The sequence below is a fragment of the Burkholderia sp. E168m22 genome (assembly GCF_001319805.1).
In the GTDB taxonomy this organism is placed as follows: domain Bacteria; phylum Pseudomonadota; class Gammaproteobacteria; order Burkholderiales; family Burkholderiaceae; genus Burkholderia; species Burkholderia orbicola.
Genome location: NZ_BBSK01000083.1, coordinates 1 through 26,006, shown reverse-complemented (window position 1 = coordinate 26,006; position 26,006 = coordinate 1). Strand labels below are relative to the sequence as shown.

Annotated in this window: 25 protein-coding genes; 9 read left to right on the top strand and 16 right to left on the bottom strand. The window is 69.2% G+C overall.

Going from position 1 to position 26,006, the window contains the following annotated elements; genetic code table 11:
• Window positions 1–99 precede the first annotated feature (99 nt).
• The 7 genes from AP428_RS18365 to AP428_RS18335 all read right to left on the bottom strand — a co-directional run bounded on the left by AP428_RS18365 (window position 100) and on the right by AP428_RS18335 (window position 8,326).
• The gene (locus AP428_RS18365) at window positions 100–1,038 is read right to left on the bottom strand and encodes a helix-turn-helix domain-containing protein (protein ID WP_012339722.1); all 939 of its coding nucleotides are present in this window, start codon (window positions 1,036–1,038) and stop codon (window positions 100–102) included.
• Window positions 1,039–1,107: 69 nt separating this feature from the next.
• Window positions 1,108–1,719: a DUF3156 family protein gene (locus AP428_RS18360; RefSeq protein ID WP_011547363.1), complete on the bottom strand. Its 612-nt coding sequence runs from the start codon at window positions 1,717–1,719 to the stop codon at window positions 1,108–1,110.
• Complete coding sequence (locus AP428_RS18355) at window positions 1,716–3,218, bottom strand: APC family permease (protein WP_012339721.1); 1,503 nt, start codon at window positions 3,216–3,218, stop codon at window positions 1,716–1,718. Before AP428_RS18355 ends, AP428_RS18360 begins: the two co-directional genes overlap by 4 nt.
• Before the next feature lie 221 nt (window positions 3,219–3,439).
• Window positions 3,440–4,780: an aspartate aminotransferase family protein gene (locus tag AP428_RS18350; RefSeq protein ID WP_011547361.1), complete on the bottom strand. Its 1,341-nt coding sequence runs from the start codon at window positions 4,778–4,780 to the stop codon at window positions 3,440–3,442.
• A 52-nt stretch (window positions 4,781–4,832) separates the two neighbouring features.
• Complete coding sequence (locus AP428_RS18345) at window positions 4,833–6,335, bottom strand: aldehyde dehydrogenase family protein (RefSeq protein WP_011547360.1); 1,503 nt, start codon at window positions 6,333–6,335, stop codon at window positions 4,833–4,835.
• Window positions 6,336–6,555: 220 nt separating this feature from the next.
• Window positions 6,556–7,284 carry a LuxR C-terminal-related transcriptional regulator gene (locus AP428_RS18340; RefSeq protein WP_012339720.1) on the bottom strand — a complete coding sequence of 243 codons (729 nt, stop codon included), beginning with the start codon at window positions 7,282–7,284 and terminating at the stop codon, window positions 6,556–6,558.
• Between the two features lie 163 nt (window positions 7,285–7,447).
• Window positions 7,448–8,326 carry a neutral zinc metallopeptidase gene (locus tag AP428_RS18335; protein WP_011547358.1) on the bottom strand — a complete coding sequence of 293 codons (879 nt, stop codon included), beginning with the start codon at window positions 8,324–8,326 and terminating at the stop codon, window positions 7,448–7,450.
• A 463-nt stretch (window positions 8,327–8,789) separates the two neighbouring features.
• On the opposite strand from AP428_RS18335, the gene AP428_RS18330 reads away from it, so the two are divergent.
• The 5 genes from AP428_RS18330 (at window position 8,790) to AP428_RS18310 (ending at window position 13,707) form a co-directional block, all read left to right on the top strand.
• Window positions 8,790–9,581 carry an SDR family NAD(P)-dependent oxidoreductase gene (locus AP428_RS18330; RefSeq protein WP_011547357.1) on the top strand — a complete coding sequence of 264 codons (792 nt, stop codon included), beginning with the start codon at window positions 8,790–8,792 and terminating at the stop codon, window positions 9,579–9,581.
• 174 nt (window positions 9,582–9,755) lie between these two features.
• Window positions 9,756–10,784, top strand: a complete 1,029-nt coding sequence (locus AP428_RS18325) for a LysR family transcriptional regulator (RefSeq protein ID WP_011547356.1) — start codon at window positions 9,756–9,758, stop codon at window positions 10,782–10,784.
• 99 nt (window positions 10,785–10,883) lie between these two features.
• On the top strand, window positions 10,884–11,585 hold the full coding sequence (locus AP428_RS18320; protein ID WP_011547355.1) for a DUF4286 family protein: 702 nt from the start codon (window positions 10,884–10,886) through the stop codon (window positions 11,583–11,585).
• Window positions 11,586–11,636: 51 nt separating this feature from the next.
• Window positions 11,637–12,956, top strand: a complete 1,320-nt coding sequence (locus AP428_RS18315) for an MFS transporter (RefSeq protein ID WP_027813124.1) — start codon at window positions 11,637–11,639, stop codon at window positions 12,954–12,956.
• Between the two features lie 49 nt (window positions 12,957–13,005).
• Window positions 13,006–13,707, top strand: a complete 702-nt coding sequence (locus tag AP428_RS18310) for a DUF2848 domain-containing protein (protein WP_011547354.1) — start codon at window positions 13,006–13,008, stop codon at window positions 13,705–13,707.
• A 351-nt stretch (window positions 13,708–14,058) separates the two neighbouring features.
• Here AP428_RS18310 and AP428_RS18305 read toward each other — a convergent pair whose 3' ends face one another.
• Complete coding sequence (locus AP428_RS18305) at window positions 14,059–15,036, bottom strand: NAD-dependent epimerase/dehydratase family protein (RefSeq protein WP_011547353.1); 978 nt, start codon at window positions 15,034–15,036, stop codon at window positions 14,059–14,061.
• A 99-nt stretch (window positions 15,037–15,135) separates the two neighbouring features.
• Between AP428_RS18305 and AP428_RS18300 the strand changes: the two genes are divergently transcribed.
• On the top strand, window positions 15,136–16,038 hold the full coding sequence (locus tag AP428_RS18300; protein WP_012339717.1) for a LysR family transcriptional regulator: 903 nt from the start codon (window positions 15,136–15,138) through the stop codon (window positions 16,036–16,038).
• Window positions 16,039–16,069: 31 nt separating this feature from the next.
• Here the strand turns inward: AP428_RS18300 and AP428_RS18295 are convergent, their stop codons facing one another.
• Both AP428_RS18295 and AP428_RS18290 read right to left on the bottom strand, forming a co-directional pair.
• Window positions 16,070–16,390, bottom strand: a complete 321-nt coding sequence (locus AP428_RS18295; protein ID WP_011547352.1) for a hypothetical protein — start codon at window positions 16,388–16,390, stop codon at window positions 16,070–16,072.
• 44 nt (window positions 16,391–16,434) lie between these two features.
• Window positions 16,435–17,307, bottom strand: a complete 873-nt coding sequence (locus tag AP428_RS18290) for a LysR family transcriptional regulator (protein WP_011547351.1) — start codon at window positions 17,305–17,307, stop codon at window positions 16,435–16,437.
• Window positions 17,308–17,454: 147 nt separating this feature from the next.
• Here AP428_RS18290 and AP428_RS18285 point away from each other — a divergent pair, with 147 nt between their 5' ends.
• Window positions 17,455–18,915: an MFS transporter gene (locus tag AP428_RS18285; RefSeq protein WP_012339715.1), complete on the top strand. Its 1,461-nt coding sequence runs from the start codon at window positions 17,455–17,457 to the stop codon at window positions 18,913–18,915.
• 93 nt (window positions 18,916–19,008) lie between these two features.
• Here the strand turns inward: AP428_RS18285 and AP428_RS35425 are convergent, their stop codons facing one another.
• Complete coding sequence (locus AP428_RS35425) at window positions 19,009–19,206, bottom strand: oxidoreductase-like domain-containing protein (RefSeq protein ID WP_006480905.1); 198 nt, start codon at window positions 19,204–19,206, stop codon at window positions 19,009–19,011.
• A gap of 160 nt (window positions 19,207–19,366) precedes the next feature.
• Between AP428_RS35425 and AP428_RS18275 the strand changes: the two genes are divergently transcribed.
• A complete protein-coding gene (locus tag AP428_RS18275; RefSeq protein WP_011547348.1) occupies window positions 19,367–19,789 on the top strand; it encodes a RidA family protein in 423 nt (140 codons plus the stop codon).
• A 183-nt stretch (window positions 19,790–19,972) separates the two neighbouring features.
• Here AP428_RS18275 and creD read toward each other — a convergent pair whose 3' ends face one another.
• The 4 genes from creD to AP428_RS18255 form a co-directional block, all read right to left on the bottom strand.
• Window positions 19,973–21,361: a cell envelope integrity protein CreD gene (gene creD, locus AP428_RS18270; RefSeq protein ID WP_011547347.1), complete on the bottom strand. Its 1,389-nt coding sequence runs from the start codon at window positions 21,359–21,361 to the stop codon at window positions 19,973–19,975.
• A gap of 103 nt (window positions 21,362–21,464) precedes the next feature.
• Window positions 21,465–22,916 (bottom strand): two-component system sensor histidine kinase CreC, encoded by a 1,452-nt coding sequence (creC, locus tag AP428_RS18265; protein WP_011547346.1) that lies wholly within the window; start codon window positions 22,914–22,916, stop codon window positions 21,465–21,467.
• A gap of 15 nt (window positions 22,917–22,931) precedes the next feature.
• On the bottom strand, window positions 22,932–23,645 hold the full coding sequence (gene creB, locus AP428_RS18260; protein WP_011547345.1) for a two-component system response regulator CreB: 714 nt from the start codon (window positions 23,643–23,645) through the stop codon (window positions 22,932–22,934).
• Window positions 23,646–23,734: 89 nt separating this feature from the next.
• Window positions 23,735–24,448, bottom strand: a complete 714-nt coding sequence (locus AP428_RS18255; RefSeq protein WP_011547344.1) for an SDR family NAD(P)-dependent oxidoreductase — start codon at window positions 24,446–24,448, stop codon at window positions 23,735–23,737.
• Between the two features lie 400 nt (window positions 24,449–24,848).
• Between AP428_RS18255 and AP428_RS18250 the strand changes: the two genes are divergently transcribed.
• Window positions 24,849–25,526, top strand: coding sequence for a dihydrodipicolinate reductase C-terminal domain-containing protein (locus tag AP428_RS18250; protein WP_011547343.1), 678 nt, complete (start codon window positions 24,849–24,851; stop codon window positions 25,524–25,526).
• Window positions 25,527–25,618: 92 nt separating this feature from the next.
• On the opposite strand, the gene AP428_RS18245 is transcribed toward AP428_RS18250, so the two are convergent.
• A partial coding sequence (locus AP428_RS18245; protein WP_156349335.1) for an SDR family oxidoreductase occupies window positions 25,619–26,006 on the bottom strand: 388 nt, incomplete at its 5' end.

Genomic DNA, 26,006 nt, shown 5'->3' with positions numbered 1-26,006 from the left:
TTTATCCAGCGAAAATTCCGGACCTCTATCGCAAATCGGCAAACGGTGAGGGGTGCGGCCCGCGACGGTTCCCGGCGGCGCCGTCGCAATGTGGATGCGTCATTCGGGACGCGTCGTCTGGGAAGGCAGTTCGCCGAACAGGTCGCGATACTCGCGCGCGAAATAGCCGAGATGCGTGAAGCCCCAGCTCGCGGCGGCTTCGCCGACACCGAGTTGCTGCGCCGACGTCGTGCGCAGCAGGCGCCGCACCGCGTTCAGCCGGATCGTGCGCAGGTAGCCGACCGGCGTGACGTCGGCCACGCGTTGAAAGCTCGTTTGCAGCGTGCGGCGGCTGCAGCGCAGCGCGCGGCACAGTTCGAGCACGGTGACGGGTTCTTCGGGACGGTCGCGCAGATGCTTCTCGCAGCGGCTCACGATATCGCTGTAGGTCGCGTGCGTGATGTCGCGGCGCTCGACGCCGATCCCCTGTTCGAGCGCATCGAGGAACATGCCGAGCATCGCGTCGCGAAACATCTTGCGGGTCGCCGCGTATTCGAGGCAGCCCGGGTTGCGCTGGGCATCATCGATCAGGGCCGACAGCCGCACGCCGAGCGCGACGCCCTGCGCGTCGGACAGCCGCGTCACGTGCCGCAGCCTGCGCGCGCCGGCCGCGCCGAATTCGGCCTCGCACAGCTCGTCGACCATGTCGGACGACGCGCTGATCCCGACGAGCCCCATCCCTTCCGGCGTGTGGAATTCGAAATCCTCGCCGGCGCGCAGCGCGAGCAGCGCATAGCCGTCGACCGGCTGGCCCTGGAACGTGCCCGCGAGGGGCACGGACAACGGTACCGCGAGCGACGTGCGCCCGGCCGGCGCGAGCCCGGTTTGCGCGACACGCCGGTTGGTCGTCTCGCGGAAGAAGTGGAAATCGTCGTACAGCACCTGCGTGACGGTGCCCTTGAAGCGGCCCGGCGTCATCTGGCGGTACACCTGATGCCAGCCCGCGATCGCGAGCCCGTGATCGTGCACGTCTTCGTGTGAGCGTGACTGGAACAGCATCGGCATCTCCGGTAAAACCCTGATTCCTGGATGCGCCCGCCGGGTTCGCGCGGCACGCATCGCCACAGCTTACCCTCGCAAAATCCCGCGTAGTGCGGTTTCGAACGCAAGACAGGCCGCCGACAGCGCCGCGGCCTGCTCGTCGATCAGCCGGACATAGCGGCGAAACGACGGCATCCGGTTGACGACCTCGCTGCCGCCGAACGGCACGATCGCGAGCGTCCAGCGGCCGTCGCGTGCGTCGCCGTCGTGCGCGTCGATCACGCAGTCGGTCAGGTGCAGCGGCCGCAGCGCGTCGGCCAGCGCCGGGTCGGCAAGCAGCGCGGCCAGCGTGTCGATGAACGCGGAATCGCATCCGGGCGCGAGCGCCGCAGCGATGCCGGTACGGCGCAGCCAGCCGGTCTGCCGCACGCGCGCACTGCCCTGCGCGGCCGGACCGTTCGCGGCCACCGTCACCTTCACGCTGACCGTATGCATCAGGAACTGACGCTCGACGCGCTCGTCGACGCGCACGCGCACGCCGTTCGGTAACCGCGCCGTGGCGCCGCCAACGCCGCCAGCACCGTCGTCATCGCGCACGGCCCGCAGGTCGGCGAGCACGCGCGCGGCGATCGCGCCGGGCCGATGGCCGGGCGGCGGCGCAGCGGGCGCCGCGCGCCAGCGGGCGAGCGCGGCCTTCACGATGCGACGTGCTCGTTGCGCAGCACGTCCTCGACCGGCACCGGCCTGAACGGATGCCGGCGCTGCACGACCAGCGTCCAGAACAGCGCGTACAGCGCGGTGAGCCCGAGCATCGCGCCGAACGGCACGTAGATGTCGCGCGGGTTCATGCCGGGCGGCGTGATGTACCAGATCGCGAGCACGATGCCGACGCTCGACACGATCTGCGGCAGCGGGAACAGCGGCGAACGATACGGCCGCGGCAGGTCCGGGCGGCGGATGCGCAGCATCACGACCGACGCGGTGACGAGCAGGTACGCGGTGCCCCACGCGCAGGTCGCGGCGAGCACGAGGTGCAGGATGCTGTCGAGATTGCCGTTGATCAGCCACGCATGGAAGATCGGCACGATCGCCGACGCGACGATGCCGACCACCGGCGTCTTGAAACGCGGATGCAGGTACGCGAAGCAGCGCGGCAGCGCGCCGTCGATCGCCATCCCGTACAGGATGCGCGGCAGCCCGGCCATCAGCGTGTTGATCGTCGCGGCGCCCGCGCACAGGAACGCGATGCCGAACCAGATCCGCCCGAACGGCCCGAGCACCTGCAGCGCGAACGCGGGAATCGCGCCCGGCGTGTCGAGCAGGTGCGTGAGGCCGTCGGGGCTCACCGGCACGTTCGCGACCTGGCGGCGGATCGCCGCGCCGTACAGGAACATGCAGATCGCGACGCCGACGAGGCCGAGCGCCATCGCGCGCGGGATCGTGCGGCCCGGCGCCTTCATTTCCGGGGCGAGCGGCGTGACGAACTCGCAGCCGACGAACATGAACATCGCCATCCCGACCAGCGACAGCACGGCCGGCACCGACGTGCCGACTTCCGACCCGCCGAACCAGCCGTCGAGATGCACGGCCGGCGCGGCCGCGAGCCCGAGGATGCCGAAGATCATCAGCGACAGCCACATGCCGGCCGTCAGCACGATCTCGAGCTTGCTGAACACCTTGATGCCGATGATGTTGGTGATCGCGAACGTGACCACGAGGCCGACGCCGACCAGCCACGAACTGTTGTGCTTCTCGAACGCGGCGTTCAGCGATTCGAAGTTCACGAGCGCCATGATGCCGCTCAGGATCGTCTCCGCGGTGCCGGCGAACACGTGCACGAGGAAATAGGCGGAAATCGTGCCGGTGATCGCCCAGAAGCGGCCAAGCCCGCATGACAGGTAATCGTAAACCGAGCCAGCGGTCGGCAGCATCGCGGCGGCTTCGGAAAACGTGGTGGCCTGCGCCTGCATCATCACGAACGCGATGATCATCGCAACCGCGAACGCCCAGCCGCCCATCCCGAAGCCCGACGTCGCGGTGAGGATCACCGGGCTCGCCATGATGAGGCCGACGGCGCTCGCCAGCGCGGTCGGAAAACCGACCGCGCCCGCCTTCAAGGCGGTGCCGCCGCCCGCTTCAGCCGGCGAGCCGGCGGGCGTATCGCCCGCGGCGCCGGTCATTCCCGACCATCCCGACATCGTTGTCTCCTTCGTAGGTTGGCCCGAACCGGCGCTTCGTCAGCGGCCGGGGCCAGATGCTATGCGGTCGGCCCCGGGCGGTGCTTCAGCGCTTCGATGCCCGGGTCCCCTGTCGATCACGGCGTGATCCGATGTCGAAAAAATACGCAGGCAAAATAATCCGGTCATAGCGCAAATCGGCAAATCCGCGACGGCGTTTACCCGCCGTCGCGGCTTTGCCGTCATGCGAACGGGACGGCCTCGAAGCCGGCCGCGAGCGCGTCGACGATCCGGTCGAGCTGCTCGCGCTGGATCACGAGCGGCGGCGACAGGATGATCTTCGTGCCGACCGGGCGCACCAGCACGCCGTTCTCGCGGGCGACTTCCGCGACCGCGTTCGCATAGCCCGACAGCGGATCGATCGGCTCGCGCGTGTCCTTGTTCGCGACGAGGTCGAGCGCGAGCATCAGCCCCTTGCCGCGCACCTCGCCGACCGCCGCGAAGCGTTCCGCGAACGGCTGCAGCGCTTCGAGCAGATACGCGCCCTGCTTCGCCGCATTCGCCGGCAGGTCCTCCTTCACGACGATGTCGAGGCTCGCGATCGCGGCCGCGCATGCGACCGGATGGCCGGCGTACGTGTAGCCGTGCATGATCGCGCCGCCGAAATCGGCATTCGCGGCGAACGCGTCCTCGATCCGCGCGTTCACGACCGTCGCGCCGAGCGGCACGTAGCCCGACGAAATCCCCTTCGCGAGACACATGATGTCAGGGCGCACGCCCCAGCCGCGGCTGCCGAACAGACTGCCGCTGCGGCCGAAGCCCGTCACGACTTCGTCGGCGATCAGCAGCACGCCGTAGCGGTCGCACACTTCCCGCACCAGCGGCCAGTAGTTGGCCGGCGGCACGATCACGCCGCCCGCGCCCTGGATCGGCTCCGCGATGAACGCGGCGACCGTATCGGGGCTCTGGAACTGGATCTCGCGCTCGAGCATTTCCGCGCAGATCCGACCGAGTTCCTCCGGGTCCTGCGTGAACGGGTTGCGGTACAGCCACGGCGTCTCGACGTGGAAGCAGCCGGGCAGGTTCGGCTCGTAGTTGCGGCGGAACATCGTATTGCCGTTCACCGACGCGCCGCCGAAGTGCGTGCCGTGATACCCCTGCTTCAGCGAGATGAACTTCGTGCGGTCGGCCTGGCCGCGCACTTTCCAGTACTGGCGCGCGATCTTCAGCGCGGTCTCGATCGAGTCCGACCCGCCCGAGCTGTACAGCACGCGGCGCATCCCTTCCGGCTCCAGCATGTCGATCACCTTCTTCGACAGCTCCTCGGCGCGCGGATGCGAAATGCCGTCGAACAGCTGGAAGTATTCGAGTTCGTCGAGCTGACGCACGATCGCGTCCTTCACTTCCCGGCGGTTGTGGCCGACGTTCACGTTCCACAGGCCCGCGACGCCGTCGACGAGCTTGCGCCCCTGTTCGTCGAACACGTAGCAGCCGTCGCCGCGCACGATGCGGATCGGCTTGCGCTGTTTCATTTCGTTCGGGTGCAGCATCGGGTGCCAGAACTTCGCTTCGTTGTAGCTCATTGCAATCTCCACTGTCGGATCGGTTTTTGCGGTTTTTGGATGGGCCCGCGCGTCAGTGCGCGATGCAGACGGATTTGGTTTCGGTGAAGCCTTCGATCGCGTACTGGCCGAATTCGCGGCCGATGCCCGATTGCTTGTAGCCGCCGAACGGCATCGACGGATCGAGCGGGATATGGCAGTTCACCCACACGGTGCCGGCCTCGATCTGCGGCACGAGGTTCATCACGCGTGTCAGGTCGTTGCTCCAGATGCTCGCGGCAAGGCCGTACGGCGACGCGTTCGCGAGGCGCACCGCGTCGGCCGCGTCGTCGAACGGCACGACGACGATCACCGGGCCGAACACCTCGTCGTGGACGATCGCGCTGTCCGGATGCGGATCGGCGATCACGGCCGGCTTCACGTAATAGCCGGGCAGATCGTCGGCCGGCGAGCCGCCCGCGAGGAACGTGAGGCCCGCACGGCGCGCGCCTTCGATGTGCTGGACCACCTTGTCGCGATGCTGCGCGGACACGAGCGGGTTGATCTGCGCGGTGGTGTCGAGGCCCGCACCGAGCTTCATCGACTGCGCGACGCCCGCGAGGCCGTCCGCGAGTTGCGCGAACTTGCTGCGATGCACATAGATGCGCGACGCCGCCGCGCACACCTGCCCCTGGTTGAAGAACGCGCCGGCGGCGACGCCGTCGAGCGCCTGCGCGACGTCGACGTCGTCGAGCATCACGATCGGGTTCTTGCCGCCGAGTTCGAGCGAGAAGCGCGTCATGTTCTGCACGGCCGCCGCGCCGACCAGCTTGCCGGTCGCGGTCGAGCCGGTGAACGAGATCTTCGCGATCGACGGGTGGCTCGCGAGCGCCGCGCCGCAGACGCGCCCGCCCGTGACGACGTTGAACACGCCGGGCGGCACGCCGGCTTCGCGTGCCAGCTCGGCGAGGCGCAACGCGGTGAGCGGCGTTTCCGGCGACGGCTTCAGCACGATCGTGCAGCCGGCCGCGAGCGCGGGAATCAGCTTCCACACCGCGATCATCAGCGGGAAATTCCACGGCACGATCGCGGCGACCACGCCGACGGGCTCCTTGCGCGTATAGGCCGTATAACGCGCGCCCGGCGGGAACGGGATCGACACGTCGAGCGTCTGGCCGGTGATCTTGGTCGCCCAGCCGGCCATGTAGCGCACGTATTCGACGCTCGCGCCGACTTCGACCGCGCGCGACACGTGAATCGACTTGCCCTGGTTCAGCGTTTCGAGCTGCGCGAGCGTTTCGGCGTCGGCTTCGATCAGGTCGGCGAGTTTCAGCAGGATGCGTTCGCGGTCAGCCGGACGCAGCCCGCTCCAGACGCGCGTGTCGAACGCGTGTTTCGCGCTGGCGACCGCGCGGTCGACGTCGTGCGCATCGGCATCGGCGACGGTCGCGAGCCGCTCGCCCGTGGCGGGGTCGTACACATCGACGCGCGCTGCCGCGTGCGCCGTCTGCATGGCGCCGTCGATGAAGAGGCCGAAATCGCGCGCAACGAAGGTGCGCACGGTGTCGCTGACGGCGACGAAGTTCGTGTTGCTCATGGGCGTCTCGTTGATTGTCGTGGCTGGACCGCGTGCCGCCGAGGCACGCGGGCGTCGGACCACTGTATCGACGAGGAATCGCGCCCGGTGAGCGCAAATTGGCAGCGCGTGGGGAATCAGAGGCGGGTGAGCCGGACGCGCGCAAGCGTGGCGTCGCGACGGACGAACGCCGCGTTATCGTCCGACGAATGACGCGATGTGATTGCGGACAGGGAAAAACTTACAGGAACAGCGCGCCGACCAGCTCCGTGCGGTTCGACACGCCGAGCTTGCGGTACATGCGCATCAGGTGCGTCTTGATCGTCGGTGGCCCGAGCGCGAGGTCGCGCGCGATCTCCTTGTTCGAGCGGCCGTCGCGCACGAGCCGCGCGATCTGCTCCTCGCGGTAGGTCAGCCGTTCCTCGCAACCGATCCGGTGGATGCCGCGCCGCGCGCGCAACAGCGGGCTCAGCGCCGCTTCGGCGACCGGCTGCAGCCGCGCGAGCGCGTCGATCTCGCCGGGGGCGAACCGTCCCGCGGTGCCGTTGCCGTTCGCGTCGCCGATGCCGAAGCGCAGCAGCGAGAACGCGCCGACCGTGCGACCCGCGTCGCGCAGCCAGATTTCGACGACATCGGCCACGTCGTGTCGCCGCAGAAAACGGGTCCAGTACGCGGACGCCGCGCGTCGTTCGTCAGGCAGTTGCGACGCGAGCGTGACGACCGCGCGGTCGCCCGCCGCGCAGCGCGACGGATGCAGCGGATCGAGCATCCGGTAGCGGGCGACGTAGGTGCGGTGCATCGATTCCGGCATCCCGAACAGCTCGAAATCGGCCGGCTCGCCACTCTGATCGAGCCGGTAGAACACGATCGCGGACGGGCTCGCGAACGCGTCGAACGCATCCACGCACGCGTGCAGCGCGCGCTGCCAGTCGGCGGGAGCGTGGTCGGCGGGAACGGACAAGGTCGGCATGGGAAATCGGCTGGCGGATGGACGCATCGAATCTCGAAGTCCGGGCCAGCCTACCGGCGCCGAAAAGCGCCGGTGAGCACGAATCGGCAAATCGTCCCGGGCCGGCCAGGGTGGCCGGTTCAGGCGGGACGATGCCGGCGCGCGGCGGTGCGCGCGCCTCGTTTCAGCGGGCGTTCGCGGCGAACGTGTCGCAGGCGCTCACCTCGCCCGACTCCATCCCGCGCCGCAGCCAGTACACGCGCTGCTCGCTGGTGCCGTGCGTGAAGCTTTCGGGCACGACGTAGCCCTGCCCTTGCTGCTGCAGCCGGTCGTCGCCGATCGCAGCAGCCGCCTTCAGCCCCTGCTCGAAATCGCCCGGCTCCATCAGCCGCTGGTTCGCGCGCTGCGCGTTGTTCGCCCACACGCCGGCAAAGCAGTCGGCCTGCAGTTCCATCCGCACCGACAGTGCGTTCGCGCGCGCCTGGCTCGAGCGCCGGCGCGCGGCGTCGACCTTGTCGGCAATGCCGAGCAGGTTCTGCACGTGATGGCCGACTTCGTGCGCGATCACGTAGGCCTGCGCGAAATCGCCGCCCGCGCCGAAACGCTTGCGCAGCTCGTCGTAGAAGCCGAGATCGATATACACGTTGCGGTCGCCCGGGCAGTAGAACGGCCCCATCGCGGTCTGGCCGGTGCCGCATGCGGTCGGCGTCGAGTTCGTGAACATCACGAGCTTCGGCGGTTCGTACTGCGCGTGCAGCTGCGTGTTGAACACGCCCGTCCACGTGCGTTCGATATTGCCGAGCACCTTGCGCGTGAACACCGCGCCGGGATCGTTCGCCGGCGCGCCCTGGTGCTGGGTCGGCGCGGGCTGCGCCTGCTGCTGGCGGCCCTGCAATGCCGACGCGCCTTCAAGCACGACGCGCGGGTCGATCCCGAAGAAATACGAGGCGGCCAGCGCGACCACGATCGTGCCGATGCCGATCGTCGCGCGCCCACCGCCGAACCCGCCGCCACCGCGTCGATCCTCGACGTTGGCGCTTTCTCTTTCGTCGTCCAGCCTCATTGCCGGCCCCTCCCTGTTCTTTTGTCGATGGTCCGGCCGCGCCAGCGCGCAACCGGGCGATACGCCGTGGCGACACGAGCCGTCGGCGGATGCGCTACCTATGTGTCGGACGCCCGCTCGCGCCGATCCGGCCTGCCGCGCCTTTGCTGGCCGCACCTTTGCCGGCCGCGCCTTTGCCGGCCGCGCCTTTGCCGGCCGCGCCATTCTTACGACGGAATCGGCTGGCCGACGCGCGGCGCGTCGTTGCAAACGCCCGCTCGCACTATTTTGCCGGGCTTTCGTGGCTTATCGCAAAAATGTGGAGGATAGAGCGATTCGGCGTCAGACATCGTCAGCCTTTGCAAAATGGGCCACGGCCGCCGCACCTGGCCGTCCGGCCGACCCGCGTTCATCCTTTCGGCGGATACCGGCGCGCGCCGGCGCCGCCTAAAGTGGCCGGAACGCCCCCTTTCCGGAGAACCACATGACGCACCCGCCACCCCGCACGATCGCGATCACCGGCGCAGGCACCGGCATCGGCGCCGCATGCGCACGCCGCTTCGCCCGTCGCGGCGACCGCGTCGTGCTGATCGGGCGCCGCCAGGCGCCGCTCGATGCACTGGCTGCCGAGACGGGCGGCCTCGCGCTGGCCGGCGACGCGGCGAGCCCCGCCGACTGGGCCGGCTTCGTGCAGCGCATCGCCGAACGCTTCGGCCGCGTCGACGCGCTCGTCGCGTGTGCGGGCGGCCACGGCATCGGCCGCGCGGACGAAACCGACGACGCGCAATGGCGCGACGCGATGCACGCGAACCTCGACACCGCGTTCGTCAGCGCGCGTGCGTGCCTGCCCGACCTGATCGCGCAGCGCGGCAATATCGTGCTGGTCGCGTCGATCGCGGCGCTCGCGGCCGGCCCCGGCGTATGCGGCTACACGGTCGGCAAGCACGCACTGCTCGGGCTGGCGCGATCGCTCGCGCGCGACTACGGTCCGCACGGCGTACGGGCGAACGCCGTCTGCCCGGGCTGGGTCCGCACGCCGATGGCCGATGCGGAAATGGCCCCGCTGATGGCCGCGCACGACGATTCGCTCGACGGCGCGTACGCCCGCGTGAGCGCCGACGTGCCGCTGCGGCGCGCGGCCGATCCCGACGAGATCGCGGCCGTCTGCGCGTTCCTGGCGTCGCCGGACGCATCGTTCGTGACCGGCGCGACGCTCGTCGCGGACGGCGGCGCGATGGTCGTCGACGTGCCGACGCTCGCGTTCGACCGGCTTTGACGCCAGCAGGCGCGCCGCGGGTAGGAGACATCGAGCGGGCAGCGTGTCGTGAGCGACTACCGGTACCCGCCCACGACACGCGCGGCGCCGCCCGATCGTTTCCTGCCCGGGAAATCCGCTACCATCGACCGATCCCGCCGCTTCCGCCGGCACCGTCTCACCGTTCGGAATTCGATGAACATCCGGTTTCTGGAAACCTTCGTCTGGCTCGCGAAGCTGGAAAACTTCCGGCTCACGGCCGAGAAACTGCACACGACGCAGGCCGCCGTGTCGAGCCGCATCGCCTCGCTAGAGGAAGCGTTCGACGTGCGCCTGTTCGACCGCAACACGCGCTCGGCCACGCTCACGCCCGCGGGCCGGCGCATGCTGGCCTACGCGGAGCGGATCGTGCGGCTCGACGGCGAAATGCGGCGCGACATCGACGCGGCGAGCGACGCGGGCCTGATCCGGATCGGCGTGATCGAATCGATCGTGCACAGCTGGTTTCCCGCGCTGATGGCGCAACTGCGCGAGCGCTATCCGCGCCTCGACGTCGAGATCACGAGCGACACGACGCTGCATCTGATTCGCCTGCTCAGCACCGACGGCGTCGACCTGATCCTGCAGACCGACCCGGTGCCGGGCCCGGACTTCACGAACCTGCCGCTGTGCGAATTCCCGGTGCGCTGGGCCGCGAGCCCGCGCCTCGGGCTCGGCGGCCAGCCGCTCGACGTCGCGCGCCTGGCCGGGTTTCCGATCATCAGTTTCTCGCGCCACTCGGGGCCGCACGCGACGATCGAGCGGCTGTTCGCGGCGGTCGAACGGCCGGCCAGCATCAACTGCATCACGTCGGTCGCCGCGATGATCCGCCTCGTCGCCGACGGTCTCGGCGTAGCCGCGCTGCCGCCCGCGATCATCGGGCGCGAGCTGCAAGAAGGCACGCTCGAACTGCTCGACGTCGAGCCTGAATTCCCCGCGCTGCCGCTCGTCGCGACGTACCGCAGCCAGGGGCTGCCGGTCGCCGCGCGTATCGCGGAACTCGCGAGCGAAGTGGCACGCACGATGGCGGCCGCCGCGAACCTCGCGAACCCGGCCGTCGCCGATCGCGTCGAAGCAACGCCCGCGCGCAAGGCGACGGAGGCAAAGAACAGCACATCGGCAAAGGCGAAGCGCCCGCCGAAAACCGCCGCGCCTGCCGCGAAACGCCGTCCGCGCCGCTCATAAGAAAACCTGTTCACCGCGAATTTGTTTTCTTGTTGGACGGGTGCGGACCGTCTTCGGGACACTGGGGTTTCTGACCTACCCGTCTCGAGGCCCCCCGCGATGACCCGCCTTTCCCTTCCGCACGGCCAGCTTTGCGTCTGGACGGATATCGACCCCGCGCACGAAGCCGATTTCAACGCGTGGTACGACCGCGAGCACATGCAGGAACGTGTCGCGATTCCCGGCTTCACGCATGCGCGGCGCTTTCGCGCGACCGACGGCGGCCCGCGCCGATATCTCGCGCTGTACGTGACGGACACGCTCGACGTATTCCGCGGCGACGCGTACCGGCGTGCGTTCACGCAGCAGACCGCATGGTCGCTCGCGAACTTCGAGCGCATGACGGGCACGCAACGGCGCGTCGGCGAGCTGACGATCGAGGCCGGCGACGGCGAAGGCGCCCATCTCGCGCTGTTCGTGCTGCCGCCGGACCGCATCGACGTGCCGCACCTGCGCGCGCGCTTCGCCGCCGCGCTGCACGAACCGGGCATCCACGCCGCGCGGCTCTTCCGTACGTCACCGGACCTGTCCGCGCCGATCGGCGCATCGGCGGCCGCCGGCCCGGCCGCCGATGCGCTCGTGCTGATCGAAGGCAGCGACGCAGCGGCCGCGCGCCGCGTAGCCGCTGCGCTCGCCGGGCACGACGACGTGCGCACCTTCGATCTGCTGTGGCGCGCCGCCGCACCGCTGCCGGCTGCGCATCGCGACGCCCAGGCGGCGGCCGAACCGGCCGCCGTCGTCGCCCCCGCCCTGCCTGCCTGAACGCTGAACGCCCACGCCGGCCCCGCGCTTCATCCCGTCATCCGTCACGACCTGCCCGATACCATGAGCACTCTCGCCCAGCCCGCCGCCCACACGCCCCGCCGTGTCCGCAACAGCCGACTCGCGACCGCGAGCATGATCGGCACGTCGCTCGAGTGGTACGACTTCACGATCTACAACACGCTCGCCGCGCTCGTTTTCAACCATCTGTTCTTCCCGTCGGTCGATCCGCTGGCCGGCACGATCCTCGCGTTCTCGACCTATGCGGTCGGCTACGTGTCGCGCCCGCTCGGCGGCTTCGTGTTCGGCAACCTCGGCGACCGCATCGGCCGCCGCGCGGTGCTGATGCTCACGCTCGTGCTGATGGGCGTGACGACCGCGCTGATGGGCGCACTGCCGACCTATGCGCAGGCCGGCATCCTGAGCCCGATCCTGCTCGTCGCGCTGCGCTTCGTGCAGGGCGTCGCGCTCGGCGGCGAATGGGCCGGCGCGGTCCTGCTGTCGGTCGAGCACGGCGACCAGAAACGGCGCGGGCTGTCCGCATCGTGGACGCAGATCGGCCCGTCGTTCGGCACGCTGCTCGGCACTGGCTGCATCGCGCTCGTCACGCTGTCGACCACGTCCGACACGTTCCTGTCGTGGGGCTGGCGCGTGCCGTTCGCGGCCAGCGCGCTGCTCGTCGCGTTCGGCTTCTGGGTGCGGCGCGGCGTCGACGAAACGCCGCAGTTCGAGCAGCTCGCCGAATCGCACGCAACCGCCGAAGTGCCCGTCGCCGACGTGCTGAAGTACCACTGGAAGCGCCTGCTGATCGCGGGCGGCTCGCGGATCGGCTCGGACGTGCTGTATGCGCTGATCGTCGTGTTCACGCTGACCTACGTGACGACCGTGCTGCACCTGTCGCGCCCCGTCGCGCTGACGGCCGTGATGATCGGCACGGCCTGCAACGCACTCGCGGTGCCGTTCTTCGGCGCGCTGTCGGACCGCTTCGGCCGCCGGCCCGTGTATCTCGCCGGCGCAATCGCCGGCATCGTGTGGGCGTTCGTGTTCTTCACGCTGCTCGATTCGGCGCGCCCCGTGGCGATCGTCGCGGCCGTCGCGATCGGCCTCGTGATCCATGCGGTGATGTATGGCCCGCAGGGCGCGTTCGTGACCGAACAATTCCCGACGCGCGTGCGCTATGCGGGCTCGTCGCTCGCGTACACGCTCGCCGGCATCGTCGGCGGCGGCTTCGCGCCGCTCGTGATCGCCGCGCTGTTCCGGCAGACGGGCACGACGACGGCCGTGTCGTTGTACGTCACCGCCGCGCTCGTCGTCACGTCGATCGCGCTCGTCGCCGCGCGCGAGACCGCGCACCGGCCGCTCGAGGATTGAGCGCCGCCGCCAGCCCAGTCATTCCTTCGCACTTCAAACGGATAACCGCATGCCAACCCTGTCGTTCAACGTGATTTCCCTGCAAGGTGCGCCGGCCGCTGTCGACGCCGACATCGAACGCGTCGTGATCGCCGGCTGGGCCGGCCGCGACCCGGCCGCGATCCAGACGCACATCGACGAACTCGCGGCGCTCGGCGTCGCGCCGCCGTCGACCACGCCGTGCTTCTATCGCGTGTCGTCCGCACTGCTCACGCAGGCGCCGTCGATCGGCGTGCTCGGCGCGCGCTCGGGCGGCGAGATCGAATGCGTGCTGGTGGACAGCCCGGCCGGCACGCTGGTCACGATCGGCTCCGATCACACGGATCGCGAAGTCGAAGCGTACAGCGTCGCCGTGTCGAAGCAGGTGTGCGCGAAGCCGCTCGGCCGCGACGCATGGCGTCATGCGGATGTCGCCGATCACTGGGATGCGCTCGAGCTGCGTTCGTGGCTGATCGCGCACAACGGCGAGCGGCGCGCATACCAGCACGGCGCGGTCAGCGGCCTGCTCGCGCCCGACGCGCTGTGGCGCCGGTTCGACGATCGCCGCACGATGCCCGCGCGCTGCGCGATGTATGGCGGGACCGTCGCCGTGCATGGCGCGATTGCCGCGATGGGCGACGGCGATGCGTTCGAGATGGAACTGCACGATCCGGTGCTCGGACGCAGCCTCACGCATCGCTATGCGGTCGAGGTATTGCCGGTCGTGGCTTGACCGCGAACGGAAAACCGCACGGGACGCGGGCACGACGGCCGTCAGTCGTCGCGCCTGTTCCTACCTGTACGACTCAAAGCAGTGGTAGTCCGGGAAGTTGAACTGCGAGTTGCCGCAGTACAGCACACCTGCGAGGTTGGTACACCCGCTCAATGTGAACATGATTGCCCCCGCAACCGACGCTTTCCAGCCGAAATGCAACATCTCGCCCCCGTTTTCACCTTGTCGGTGTCGACTGACATGATGCGCATCGGACGCACGCGGGTATGTGGAGAATTGTGACCCCGGGCTTCTTCGGTTCGCCGTGACGTGTTTCCGTGCCCGGACGAAACCCGTGCTACCCGCCGTTGCTCACCCGAGACACCCGAGCCCCGCCAGCGTCGCCTCCACCGCCGTATCGAGCGGCGTGACCGGCTCGCGGCCGAGCACCGCGGTCACGCGCGCGTTGTCCATCCGGATCGGTTCGCGCCACAGGTAACGCATCTCGAGCAATTCGCGCAGCGTCGTGACGAACGGCGCAGCCACGTACACGAGCCACCACGGGAAATCGCGCAGCGCCGGTCGCATGCCGTGCCGCTGCGCGACGCGTTGCACGGCCAGCGCCATCTGCATGCCGTCTTCATCCCAATGCCCGCCCAGATGAAAACGCGCGAACGGCTCCAGCGTCTCGCGCCGCTCGATCAGCTCGACCATCACGCGGGCCACGTCCGGCACATACGACCATTGATGGCCGACGCCGCGGCTCGGCACGCTGATGGCGGCGACCGGCCGCCCCGCCTTGACCAGCCCCTGCGAGAACCAGCTGTTGCCGAGTTGCGGCCCGAAGAAATCGCCGGCGCGCACGACGATCGCCGGCACGCCGTGCGCGCTGGCGTCCTGCAGCCGCCGCTCCAGTTCGACGCGGATCGCGCCCTTGCGGGTCGCCGGATGCTGCGGCGCGTCTTCCCGCAGCACCGGAAACGCATCGGCGCCGAAGTTGTAGACCGTGCCCGGCAGCACGACGGTCGCCTGCGCGGCCCGGGCCGCCGCGATCGTGTTGTCGATCATCGGCAGCACCTGCGTGGCCCAGTTCCGGTATCCGGGCGGGTTCACCGCATGCACGATCACGCTGCAGCCGCGGGCGGCGCGCACCACCGCATCACGATCCAGCGCGTCGCCGCGCACCCATGCGATGCCGTCGCGCTCCACGACTTCGGCATCGAGCCCGCGCTTGAGCGCGCGCACCTGCCAGCCCGCATCGCGCAACTGCCGCGCGACTTCCCCGCCGATCCCGCCGCTCGCGCCCAGCACGAGGGCCTGCCGTTGCGTCCCGCCTGCGTTTGCCAACATTGCCGCTCTCCTTGAATGGAACCATCACGACACGCATTCTGGCGCGCCGGTGACTATCAAGGAATTGCCGAACCTGGCAGATCGGCTATACATTTATGTATGACCATCGATCTGAACTGGGAACGCTACCGCACCTTCCTCGCGGTCCTGACGGAAGGCTCGCTGTCCGGCGCGGCGCGCGCGCTCGGCATCACGCAGCCGACGGCCGGCCGCCATGTCGCGGCGCTCGAAGCCGCGTTCGGCCAGACACTGTTCACGCGCTCGCCGTCGGGCCTGCTGCCGACCGAGGCCGCGCTCGCGCTGCGCGGCCACGCGGAGGCGCTGCGCAGCGCGGCGGCCGCGTTCGAGCGCGCGGCGGCCAGCCACGGCGCCGGCGTGCGCGGCATCGTGCGGATCTCGGCCAGCGACGTGATCGCCGTCGAGGTACTGCCGCCGCTGCTCGCGCAGTTGCGGCGCGATCATCCGGGGCTCGTGATCGAACTGGTGCCGACCGACCGCATCCAGGACGTGCTGAAGCGCGAGGCCGACATCGCGGTGCGGATGGCGCCGCCCGCGCAGGACGCGCTCGTCGCGCGGCGCGTCGGCGAAATCGAGGTCGGGCTGTATGCGCGCGACGATTACCTGGCGCACCACGGCGCGCCCGCGACGATCGATGCGCTCGCGCATCACACGCTGATCGGCTTCGATACCGTCACGCCGTTCATTCGTTCGGCGGGGCGCGGCATGCCGCTGTGGAAGCGCGACGCGTTCGCGCTGCGTACCGACAGCAATCTCGCGCAGCTCGCGATGATCCGTGCCGGCTACGGGATCGGTTTCTGCCAGTCGGCGCTCGCGAAACGCGACGCACGGCTCGTACGCGTGCTGCCGGACGCGCTCGGGATGCGGCTGGACACCTGGGTCGTGATGCACGAAGATCTGCGGACCAGCCCGCGCTCCCGGGCCGTGTTCGATGCGCTGGCCAACGGGCTGCGGGCGTATGCGGACGGTGAGGTCGCCGAGTAGAAAGCAGTGGGCGTGAATCGCGCAGGCCGCGCTATTCGTAGATTTTTCCGGCGAACAGGATGTCCGCGATGCGCCGCCAAGGGTTATCGGGCACGTCGTAGAAGCGCAGCCCCTCTTCCGACGCCTCGGCCCAGTCGATCATCGCTTCCAGGTATTCGCCGATCGACCGGTTTTCCCAGCCGAGCGCCGCGTGCGCATACGGCGACAGCGGCACGTCGGCCTCGAGCTGCCGCTCCGTGTGCCAGTCATGGCCGAGCACGCGCAAAAAATGAATCAGCGAACGCTCGTCGACCACGCGCTCCAGCGCATACTGCAGCTTCGCGGCCATCTGGTTCTTCAGTTCGTCGTTCATGCCCATGGCTCCCGACGTGCCGCTCGGTGTCGCGCGGCATGGTTTTACATCAGCAGTTGACGCGACAGCACCTCGCGCGCCTGAGTGACGGTCTCGCGTTCGCCCGGCAACGGCGGCGTCAGCGAAAACACCGCGTCCGGCAGCGGCGGCAGCCGGTATTTCGTGCCGAGCCGCATCAGGCCGTCGCCGATCGCCGACGCGCACAGGCAGCCGACGCCGAGCCCCGCCGCGAGCATCGACTGCAACCCCGCGACGCCCGACGCGCTGTGCACGAGCACGTATGGCGTGTGTTGCTCGTCGAGCGAGCGCACCGCGACCTGATGCATCATGCAGTCGTCCGGCAGCAGCACGAGCGGCAGCGGCTCGGGCAACTGCTCGGCGAGCGCGGGCGACGCGACCCACGACAGCGGTTCGCGCCGCAGCACCCAGCGCGTGTCGGCCGACACCGGCCGGAACGGCCCGCTCGACATGTTCATCACGACGCCGAGATCGATCTGCCCGCGTGCGTGCGCCGCTTCGATCTCCGCGCTCTTCATCGCGCTGACGTGCAGGCTCAACTGCGGGTAGCACTCCCGCAGCCGCGCCAGCATGCCCGCCACTTCATTCGTGCGGTAGTAATCGGTGATCGCGACGCGCAGTTCGCCCTTGATCGCCTGCCCGCGCAGCTCGTCGAACGCGGCCTCGTTCAGCGCGACGATGCGCCGCGCATGCTGCAGCAGCCGCGCGCCGGCCGGCGTCGGCTCGACGCCGCGCTTGCTGCGCACAAACAGCGGCACGCCGGCGCGCGATTCGAGCTTGCGCACCTGCTCGCTGACCGTCGATTGCGACAGGTGCAGCCGCGGTGCAGCGGCCGTCAGGCTGCCGGCATCCGCGACCGCCGCGAAAGTACGCAACTGATCCAGGTCGAAACCGCGCATCGTCGTTCCTCATCCATCGATTAACCCGATGGATGCTACCACTCTTTCCCGCTTTTCCGAACCATGGACGATGCCCAGAATAAGGGGTCAACGGCCTGCTTGCGTCGATCGCCTATCGGGCCCTCATTCTTTGGATCTGCTTTCACCATGACGAACAACACCCTCGCCCCCTGCGCACCAGCCTGCGCGGCCGCCGCGGCGACGCCGCGCAGCCATCATAGCTGGGCGCTCGTGGTCCTGCTGGTCGGCGCCATTCTGCCGCCGCTCGACTACTTCATCGTGAATCTCGCGCTCCCGGCCATTCGCGACGGCATCGGCGCGCACCAGGCCGAGTTGCAGCTCGTCGTGTCGGCCTATGCATGCGCGAACGCGGTCGTCCAGATCACCGGCGGGCGGCTCGGCGACCTGTACGGACGCAAGCGCATGTTCATGATCGGCATGGCCGGCTTCGTGCTCGCGTCGACGCTGTGCGGGCTCGCCGACAACGGCACGGTACTCGTCGGCGGCCGCGTGCTGCAGGGCCTGTTCGCCGCGATCCTCGCGCCGCAGGTGCTCGCGACGATCCGCAGCGTGTTCAGCCCGCAGGAACAGGTGCGCGTGATGGGCTTCTACGGGTTCGCGTTCGGCCTCGCGGCCGTGATCGGCCAGCTTGGCGGCGGCGCGCTGATCAGCCTGCATCCGTTCGGGCTCGGCTGGCGCGCGATCTTCCTCGTCAATCTGCCGATCGGCATCCTGGCGCTGATCGGCAGCTGGCGCTTCATCCCGGAAAATCGCGCGCCGCGCGGCCAGCGCATCGACGTGCCGGGTACGGTGCTGATGTCGCTGTTCCTGCTGATGCTCGTGTACCCGCTCACGCATGGTCGGGAAGCCGGCTGGCCGCTGTGGATGATCGCGTGCGGCGTCGGCGCGCTGCCGATGCTCGGCGCGCTGCTGGCGGTCGAAGCGCGCCGGCTCGCGCGCGGCCACGATCCGCTGCTCGACGTGCGGCTGCTCCGCAACCCGGTCGTCGCGCTCGGGCTCCTGCTCGCGTTCCTGTTCTACACGCTGAGTGCGTTCTTCCTGAGCTACGGGATCTATCTGCAGGGCTGCCTGAACTGGTCGCCGCTCGCGTCCGGGTTCGCGATCCTGCCGCTCGGGCTCGGTTTCCTCGCGAGCCCGCTGCTGACGACGCGCCTCGTCGCCCGCTTCGGCGGGTATCGCGTGCTCACGCTCGGCTTCGCGATGCTCGCGGCCGGCGTCGCGATCGCCGCCGCGCTCGCCCGCGACGGCGCGCCGGGGCCCGGCTTCTATGCGGGCATCGCGGCGATCGGCATCGGGCAAGGGCTCGTGCTGCCGTCGGTCGTGCGGATCGTACTCGCGGAAGTCGATGCGGCCCGCGCGGGAGTCGCGTCCGGGATGGTCAGCGCGATGCTGCAGATCGGCGCGGCGGTCGGCGCCGCGACGATCGGCGGCGTGTTCTTCGCGCGGCTCGGCGTGCATCCGGCCGCGCTCGATTACGTGCAGGGCTTCAGGGCGTCGATGTTCACGCTGACAATCGTGCTGCTGGGCTGCGTCGCGCTGTCGATGGCGCTCGGGCCGCTGCATCGGCGGCTGCATGCGGATGCGTGACGGCTGACGTGCGGCGGTGCCGACACCGTCAGTCCAGGCCCGGAAACGGGCATGGCGCATGCGCGGCGTGGCGGCTCGCCGGCCTCCTCCGTTTCATCGGTGAGGCTCGCGCTGTGCATGCCGCGCCTCCCATTCGGCCAGTTCGACGCGATAGCGCGCGAGCGCTTCGTCGTAAAGATCGAAGACGCACGGCGAGCAACCGCTGTTGCAGCAGTCTTCCAGTTCGGGTTGGACAGGCGGGGTCGGGCGGGGATCGTCGACGGAAGGATCTCCGGAAGCTTGGTTCGGCACGGCGTGGTCCGGTAATGTGGAGTGGTCAGTATAGGGCGATCCGGGCCGCCGCCGCGTTCGGCAGGCCGGGCGGGTCGCCGATGAACGCATCCGTCATGGCGCGATCGCCGCATGCGGCACGCCGCTGCGCTCGCCCATTTCGACCCACAGGAGCCGCACGATGGCCGAAGCCGTGAATCCCCCGGAAGTCTGGGCGCCGTTCGGCGCGTTTTCGATGGCCGTGATCCAGGGCGACGGGCGGATCGTGCATCTGAAGGGACAGGTCGCGCTCGACCGAGACGGGCAGCCAGTCGGCGCCGGCGACATGCGCGCCCAGGTCCGGCAAACGCTCGACAACATCCGCGACGTGCTGGCCGCGCTGGGCGGGCAGTTGCGCGACGTGATCTCGCTCGTCCATTACGCCACCGACATCGATGCGTTCATGCAGGCCGGCGACATCCGCAAGACCTACTTCGCCGAACCCTATCCGGTGACGACGACCGTCCAGGTCGAACGTCTCTACCATCCCGACCTGCTGATCGAGATCGCGGCCATCGCCGAGATTCCGCTGGCGCGGTTTCGTCGGCCCGAGAGCGCCGCGTGAGAGGCATCGGCCGTGTGCAAACGCACGCCGGCCGCTGCCTCGAGATCGCAGCCATCGCCGAGATTCCGCTAGCGCGGCTTCGTCGGCCCGAGAGGGCCGTGTGAAAAGCATCGGGCCTGCGTAAAAACGCGCGCCGGTCACGGCTTTCCCGACCGGCGCGCGCGCTTGCCTGCACCCGCTCGCTTACTTCGCCGGCGCGCCCGGCTTCACCGCTCCCGGCTTGTCGGCCAGCGGCTGCCACGCGGCGCCGAGCGAATACCAGTCGACGCGGCGCGTGAGCGTCATGATGCCGGCAAGGATCGCAAACAGCAGCAGCGAACCGAGCATCAGCGCATTGTCTTCCGACAGCAGCAGCCCGTAGAGCGCCGCGTACAACATCGCAAGCAGCACGGTGAACGTCGCGCCGCGCTTCACGCTGTGCAGCACGAACGACAGGTAGAAGCCGAGCAGCCCGATGCATGCGCCGCTTGCCGCGAGATACGCATAGCCGAACGCAATATGCTCGGACAGGCTCAGCAACAGCAGGAAGAACAGCGCGAGCGACAGGCCGACCAGCGTGTACTGGATCGGGTGAATGCGCAGCCGCTTCACGAGCTCGTACATGAAGAAGCTCGCGAACGTGAGCATCACGAACAGCGCACCGTATTTCGTCGCGCGTTCGGCCTGCAGATAGACGTTCACGGGTTCGATCACCGATACCGACGCCATCTCGATCTCGCCCCCGCCGTTGCCGGACGCCACTTGCTCGCGCGCCTTCGTGTTGAATGACGTCACGTGCCAGTTACTGACGAAGCCGCGCGCATCGATCGTGCGCTCCGCCGGCAGGAACTCGCCGCCGAAGCTCGGGTGCGGCCACGTCGATTTCAGCGAGAAGTCGTTCTGGTCGCCCACCGGCGCGAACGCGACCGATTCGGCGCCCGCCAGCGGCAGGCCGATGCTGAACGGCACGACCGTCGCGCCGGCGTTTGCGTCCGCCAGCGCCGTGAGATCGACGTTCGCATGCACGCCCTGGCGCAGGCTGTCGAGCCGCGTGCCCTGCTCCACGTCGATCCGCTTGCCGCCGATGCGCAGGTCGGGCTGCGCCTTCAGCCCCCGCAGGTCGCCGATGCCGAGCGCGACGTATGCGCCGTCGATCTTGAAGCTCACGTGGCCGTCGGCCTCCGGCAGCTTCTTCAGGTCCGGCAGCGGCAGTGTGCCCGTGATCCGGCTGTCGAGCCCGTACACGAGCGCTTTATGGATACCGCGATAGCGCACGCTGACCGACAGCGTGCCGTCGACCTTCAGCGTCTTCGGGAACACGAGCAGCCGTTTCGTCTCGCTTTTCAGGCTGGTTTTCGCCTTGCCGCCGGCCCGCGCGTCGTCGCTCACGCGCGTGACTTCCGTGTAACGGACGACGAGCACCGGCCCCGTCACCGTCTGCGGCCCCGCGTAGCTCGCCCAGATGCTCTGCAGCGCACTCTGCCGGTAATCGGCGCGTTCCCGCACGATGCTCTGGACCATCTGCAGCGGGATCAGGATCGCCAGCGCGAGAAACGCGGTGATCATGGACTTGAACAACAGGACTCGATTCATTGCTGGCAGGTACCGGAGTGGAAGGTACGTTCAGCATGAGCGGCCCCGGTGAAGGGCGATTGAAGCCGGCGTGAAGCGAATGTGTGGCGAGCGTGAAGCGCGGTCAGCCGGCCGACGGCAGCGTGAGCGTCGCGCACGCGCCGCCTTCCGCGCGGTTCGCGAGCGCGATCTGGCCGCGATGCAGCATCGCGACTTCGCGGACGAAACACAGCCCGAGGCCCGTGCTGCGATCCTGTCCGTCGGGCCGCGGCAGCGAATAGAAGCGTTCGAACACGCGCGACAGCGCATAGTCGGGCACGCCGGGGCCGTCGTCGTCGACGCGCACGACCGCGACGTGCGCCCGCCCCGCCGGCTGCCGCTCGAGCGCGATCCGGATCGTGCTGCCTTGCGGCGCGAAATCCAGCGCGTTGTCGAGCAGGTTGCCGAGCGCCTGCCGCAGCAGGAACGGATCGCCGTCGACGACCGCCGGATCGGCCGCATCGTTCGCATCGATCCGCAGGCTCACGCCGCGCTGCCGCGCGCGCGGCTCGATATCGTCGACGAGCTGTTCGAGCACCGGCCGCAGCGCGACCGGCTCGTGCACCGACAGGCGCTGCTTCTGCTCGACCTCGGCCAGCGCGAGCAGCTTGCGGATCATCTGTTCGAGGCGGCCGGCCTGGCGGCGGATGTTCTCGGTGAAGCGCCGGCGGTTCGCGACCGGCATGTCTTCCTGCAACAGTTCGGCCGCACCACTGATCGCGGCCAGCGGGCTTTTCATCTCGTGCGTGAGCGTGTGGATGTAGGTTTCGACGTACTGGCGGTCTTCGAGCCGCTGATGCATGCTTTCCACCGCGCGCCCCAGTTCGGCCAGTTCGTTCGCGCCCTGCAGCGGCATCGGTGCGCGCTCGCCGGCCGCAATCGCGCGCGCATAGCGCTGCAGGCGCCGCAACCCGAGCACCAGCCACCACGTGCACGCGGCGCCGATCAGGATCGCGCCGCCCATCAGCAACGCGCCGTACAGCATGATCTTGCGCTGGCTGCGCGCGATGAACGGCGCGACCGTCTGGTTCGGTTTCGCGATCGTCAGCACACCGATGATCTCGTTGCCGCGCCGGATCGGCGCCGCCACGTGCATCACGGTGCTGCCGTCGTCGTTCGGATCGCTGCGCGTGCTGCGCGCGCCGTATTCGCCGCGCAGCGTCCGGTACACGTCGTTCCAGCGCGAATAGTCCTGCCCGAGCGCGCTGCCGGACGAGTCGTAGCGCACGATGCCGTGCGCGTCGGTGATGTAGAGGCGGTAGCCGATCGCGTTCTTCTGGATACCCCACACGTTCGCGCTGACCGGGCGCTCGTGCAGTTTCCCGAGCTGCCGCGCGAATGTGCCGTCGGCAATGCGCCCGTTCGCCATGTCGTCGGCCGCCAGCGTCGCCAGTACCTGCGCGGTATCGACGAGCGTGTCCTCCATCGCTTCGCGCACGCCGGGCTTCACCTCCTGCACGAACACGCGCAGCGTGATCAGCGCGGCCAGGCCGACGATCAGGAAAAAGCCGAAGAAGATGCGCAGGCCGATATGCATGGGCGGTGCCGCTCGTTACGGTTGCAGCGAATAACCCATGCCGCGATGCGTGCGGATCGGGTCGCGCTCGGGATCGATCGCGCGCAGCTTGGCGCGCAGCGTCTTGATGTGCGTGTCGACCGTGCGGTCGGCCGAATCGAGCGCCTCGTGCCACACGAGATCCATCAATTGTTCGCGCGAGTAGATGCGCCCCGGATGCCGGACCAGCAGCACCATCAGCCCGAATTCGTAGCGCGTGAGGTCCAGCGCGTGGCCGAGCCACGACACGCGCGCGCCGTCGGTGTCGAGCGTGAAGCCGGAGGCGACCGGTGCCGGCGCGTCGGCCGAAGCGGGTGCGGGCGCCGGTTCCGGTGCGGCCGTCCGGTGAAAGCGGCGCAGGATCACGCGGACCCGCGCGGCCAGTTCGCGCGGCGAAAACGGCTTGACGACGTAATCGTCGGCGCCGATCTCGAGCCCGACGATCCGGTCGATCTCGTCGTGCCGCGCGGTCAGGAAGATCACCGGAATATCGGTGAACGTGCGCAGCCGCCGGCATACCTCGAAGCCGCTGAGGTCCGGCAGGCCGACATCGAGCACCACGAGATCGACATGCGTGTCGCGCAGGCGGTCGAGCGCCGCCTGCGCGAGCGTGCAGTGGACGGTCTGCATGCCGTCGGTGCCGAGGGCATAGACGATCGTGTCCGCGATCGCCTGTTCGTCTTCGACGATCAGGATGGTGGGCTGAGTCATGGTCTCAGGTTCGGGTCTCGGGTTCCGGCCGTGCAAGCCGGTGCGACATTGTACGCACGGCCGAACCCGGCGAGCCTTCCTCCGGCGTACTACGCGACGCGGCCGCTCACCGGAATCGACGCACCGGTGATCGCCTGCGCGTCGGCCGACAGCAGGAATCCGATCGTCGCCGCGAGTTGTTCGGGGCGGACCCAGCGCGAGAAGTCGGCGTCGGGCATGTCCTTGCGGTTCGGCGGCGTGTCGATGATGCTCGGCAGCAGCGCGTTCACGGTCACGCCGCGATCGAGCAGTTCCGCCGCCAGCGCCTCGGTGAGCCGCGTGACGCCCGCCTTCGCGGCCGCATACGCGCCCATCCCCGCGCCGGCCTTGAACGCCGCGCCCGCGCCGATGTTGACGATGCGGCCGGCCTGGCTCGCCACCAGGTACGGCAGCGCGGCCTTCGACGCGTTCAGCGCCGTCTTCACGTTCAGTTCGTACATGCGGTCCCACGTGGCGGCATCGCCGTCGGCGATCGTCTGCCACACGAATGCGCCGGCGATGTTCAGCAGCGCGTCGACCCGGCCGAATTCGCGGTTGACCGTGTCGAGCGCCTGCACGGCGGCCTGCGGATCGACGAGATCGATGCCGCCGATGCGCAGCGCATCGGCCGGCACGCCGGGCAGCGTCTGCGCCGCCGGCGCCGCGCCGCGGCCGATCAGCGCGACGCGTGCGCCGCGCTCGCCGAGCCACGCGGCCGTCGCGACGCCCAGATGACCGAAGCCGCCGGTGATCGCGACTGCCTTGCCTTTCAGGTCGTGTTCCATCGATGTGTTCTCCTGGATCGAGGGTGATGGGATGAAATGCCGACAGCGTAGCGCCGTTCACGCGTTCGTGCGCACGGGATGAAGGTGCGGCAGCGCGGTTCCTCGGTCGTTTCGCTTCGGTTGCCCGGGCGACAGCCCGGCGGCTGCGCCACGAAACGGATCGCGGTCCACACGCACGCGCCGCGGGCCATCGCAACGTCGCGGGCGAGGTGGGCTGCCGAGGGCGTCGGCGAGCCGATGCGCCGCGACACCACATGCCCGGCCCGACCAGCGCGCCAACCGACGGACGGGCATAATGCGCGATGCCCGCCCGGCGCGGCAAGCGGCACGACAGCTGGCTTGCTCGACAGCCTGCACCGCCGCCGCCCACTCGCCACCCGAACCTCAACCCGTCAATCCCATGCAAGTACTCGTCATCGGAACCGGCAAGCTCGCCAACGAGTTGCTCGGCTCGCACAAGCTCGACCCGGCCACCTACCGCGTGATGCCTTGGTCGGACACCACGCGAACCGACGCCCGGTCGATCGTCGTCCATGCCGGTTCCGGCCGCGAACTCGCCGCCGCGATCGCGTTCTGCCAGGCCACCGCGTCGCCGCTCGTCGAGCTGTCGACCGGCTCCGACCTCGAAACCGGGACGTACGGCTTTCCGGTCGTGCTGTGTCCGAACACGAACATCCTGATGCTCAAGTTCATGAGCATGCTGGAAACCAGCGGCCACCTGTTTCGCGACTGCGAGATCAGCGTGACCGAGTCGCATCAGGCCGGCAAGACGTCCGTCCCCGGCACAGCCGTCGGCATCGCCGCGTCGCTCGGCGTGCAGCCGGCAGACATCCGCTCCGTGCGCGACCCGGCCGTGCAGCGCAGCGAATTCGCCATCGCCGACGATCAGCTCGGCCGCCATGCGGTTCACCGGATACGCATCGACGACGGTGCATGCAGCCTGCAGTTCGAATCGCGCGTATCCGGCGAGACGCCTTATGCGGACGGCGTATCGCGCATCGTCGAGGCCGTGCGGCAGCACGATCTCGAGCATCGCCGCTATTCGATCGTCGAATTCATCCGCAACGGCTGGCTGTAGTCAGGGCGGCGGCGCGCGGCACGGCCCGCGGCGGCCCGGTACGCGCGCCTATGCCGCCACAGCGTCGCTGCAGCCCTGCGAACCGCCCCTCGCTATCGTTCTCCGAGCACCGCCCCGCTCTCCGGCAAAGTCGCCCCGCCATCGACGACGATCGTCTGCCCGGTGATGTACGCCGCGTCGGCCGACGCGAGAAACAGCATCGCGTTCGCGATGTCCTCCGGCTCGCCCATCCGCGCGAGCGGAATGTCGTGCGCGATCTGCGCCGCGACCGACGCGTCGCCGAGATTGCCGGCCGCCGGCGTGCGAATCATCCCCGGTTCGACGCCGTTGACCGTCACGTTGCGGCGCGCCAGCTCCAGCGCCGCCGCCCGGATGAAGCCGTTCACGCCGGCCTTCGACGCCGCGTAATGCGCAAGCCCCGGATAGACGACGCGCGGCCCCGTCACCGACGACGTGACGAGCAGCCTGCCGGCCCCCGCC

Excerpts from the sequence above, each read along its gene's own strand:
- AP428_RS18325 (WP_011547356.1), top strand. The coding sequence starts at position 9,756 with ATGAACATCCGGTTTCTGGAAACCTTCGTCTGGCTCGCGAAGCTGGAA.
- AP428_RS18365 (WP_012339722.1), bottom strand. The coding sequence starts at position 1,038 with ATGCTGTTCCAGTCACGCTCACACGAAGACGTGCACGATCACGGGCTC.
- AP428_RS18285 (WP_012339715.1), top strand. The coding sequence starts at position 17,455 with ATGACGAACAACACCCTCGCCCCCTGCGCACCAGCCTGCGCGGCCGCC.
- AP428_RS18290 (WP_011547351.1), bottom strand. The coding sequence starts at position 17,307 with ATGCGCGGTTTCGACCTGGATCAGTTGCGTACTTTCGCGGCGGTCGCG.
- AP428_RS18295 (WP_011547352.1), bottom strand. The coding sequence starts at position 16,390 with ATGAACGACGAACTGAAGAACCAGATGGCCGCGAAGCTGCAGTATGCG.
- AP428_RS18320 (WP_011547355.1), top strand. The coding sequence starts at position 10,884 with ATGACCCGCCTTTCCCTTCCGCACGGCCAGCTTTGCGTCTGGACGGAT.
- AP428_RS18345 (WP_011547360.1), bottom strand. The coding sequence starts at position 6,335 with ATGAGCAACACGAACTTCGTCGCCGTCAGCGACACCGTGCGCACCTTC.
- AP428_RS18250 (WP_011547343.1), top strand. The coding sequence starts at position 24,849 with ATGCAAGTACTCGTCATCGGAACCGGCAAGCTCGCCAACGAGTTGCTC.
- creC (WP_011547346.1), bottom strand. The coding sequence starts at position 22,916 with ATGCATATCGGCCTGCGCATCTTCTTCGGCTTTTTCCTGATCGTCGGC.
- AP428_RS18335 (WP_011547358.1), bottom strand. The coding sequence starts at position 8,326 with ATGAGGCTGGACGACGAAAGAGAAAGCGCCAACGTCGAGGATCGACGC.
- AP428_RS18310 (WP_011547354.1), top strand. The coding sequence starts at position 13,006 with ATGCCAACCCTGTCGTTCAACGTGATTTCCCTGCAAGGTGCGCCGGCC.
- AP428_RS18300 (WP_012339717.1), top strand. The coding sequence starts at position 15,136 with ATGACCATCGATCTGAACTGGGAACGCTACCGCACCTTCCTCGCGGTC.
- AP428_RS18330 (WP_011547357.1), top strand. The coding sequence starts at position 8,790 with ATGACGCACCCGCCACCCCGCACGATCGCGATCACCGGCGCAGGCACC.
- AP428_RS18275 (WP_011547348.1), top strand. The coding sequence starts at position 19,367 with ATGGCCGAAGCCGTGAATCCCCCGGAAGTCTGGGCGCCGTTCGGCGCG.
- AP428_RS18255 (WP_011547344.1), bottom strand. The coding sequence starts at position 24,448 with ATGGAACACGACCTGAAAGGCAAGGCAGTCGCGATCACCGGCGGCTTC.
- AP428_RS18305 (WP_011547353.1), bottom strand. The coding sequence starts at position 15,036 with ATGTTGGCAAACGCAGGCGGGACGCAACGGCAGGCCCTCGTGCTGGGC.
- AP428_RS18355 (WP_012339721.1), bottom strand. The coding sequence starts at position 3,218 with ATGTCGGGATGGTCGGGAATGACCGGCGCCGCGGGCGATACGCCCGCC.
- creB (WP_011547345.1), bottom strand. The coding sequence starts at position 23,645 with ATGACTCAGCCCACCATCCTGATCGTCGAAGACGAACAGGCGATCGCG.
- creD (WP_011547347.1), bottom strand. The coding sequence starts at position 21,361 with ATGAATCGAGTCCTGTTGTTCAAGTCCATGATCACCGCGTTTCTCGCG.
- AP428_RS18350 (WP_011547361.1), bottom strand. The coding sequence starts at position 4,780 with ATGAGCTACAACGAAGCGAAGTTCTGGCACCCGATGCTGCACCCGAAC.
- AP428_RS18340 (WP_012339720.1), bottom strand. The coding sequence starts at position 7,284 with ATGCCGACCTTGTCCGTTCCCGCCGACCACGCTCCCGCCGACTGGCAG.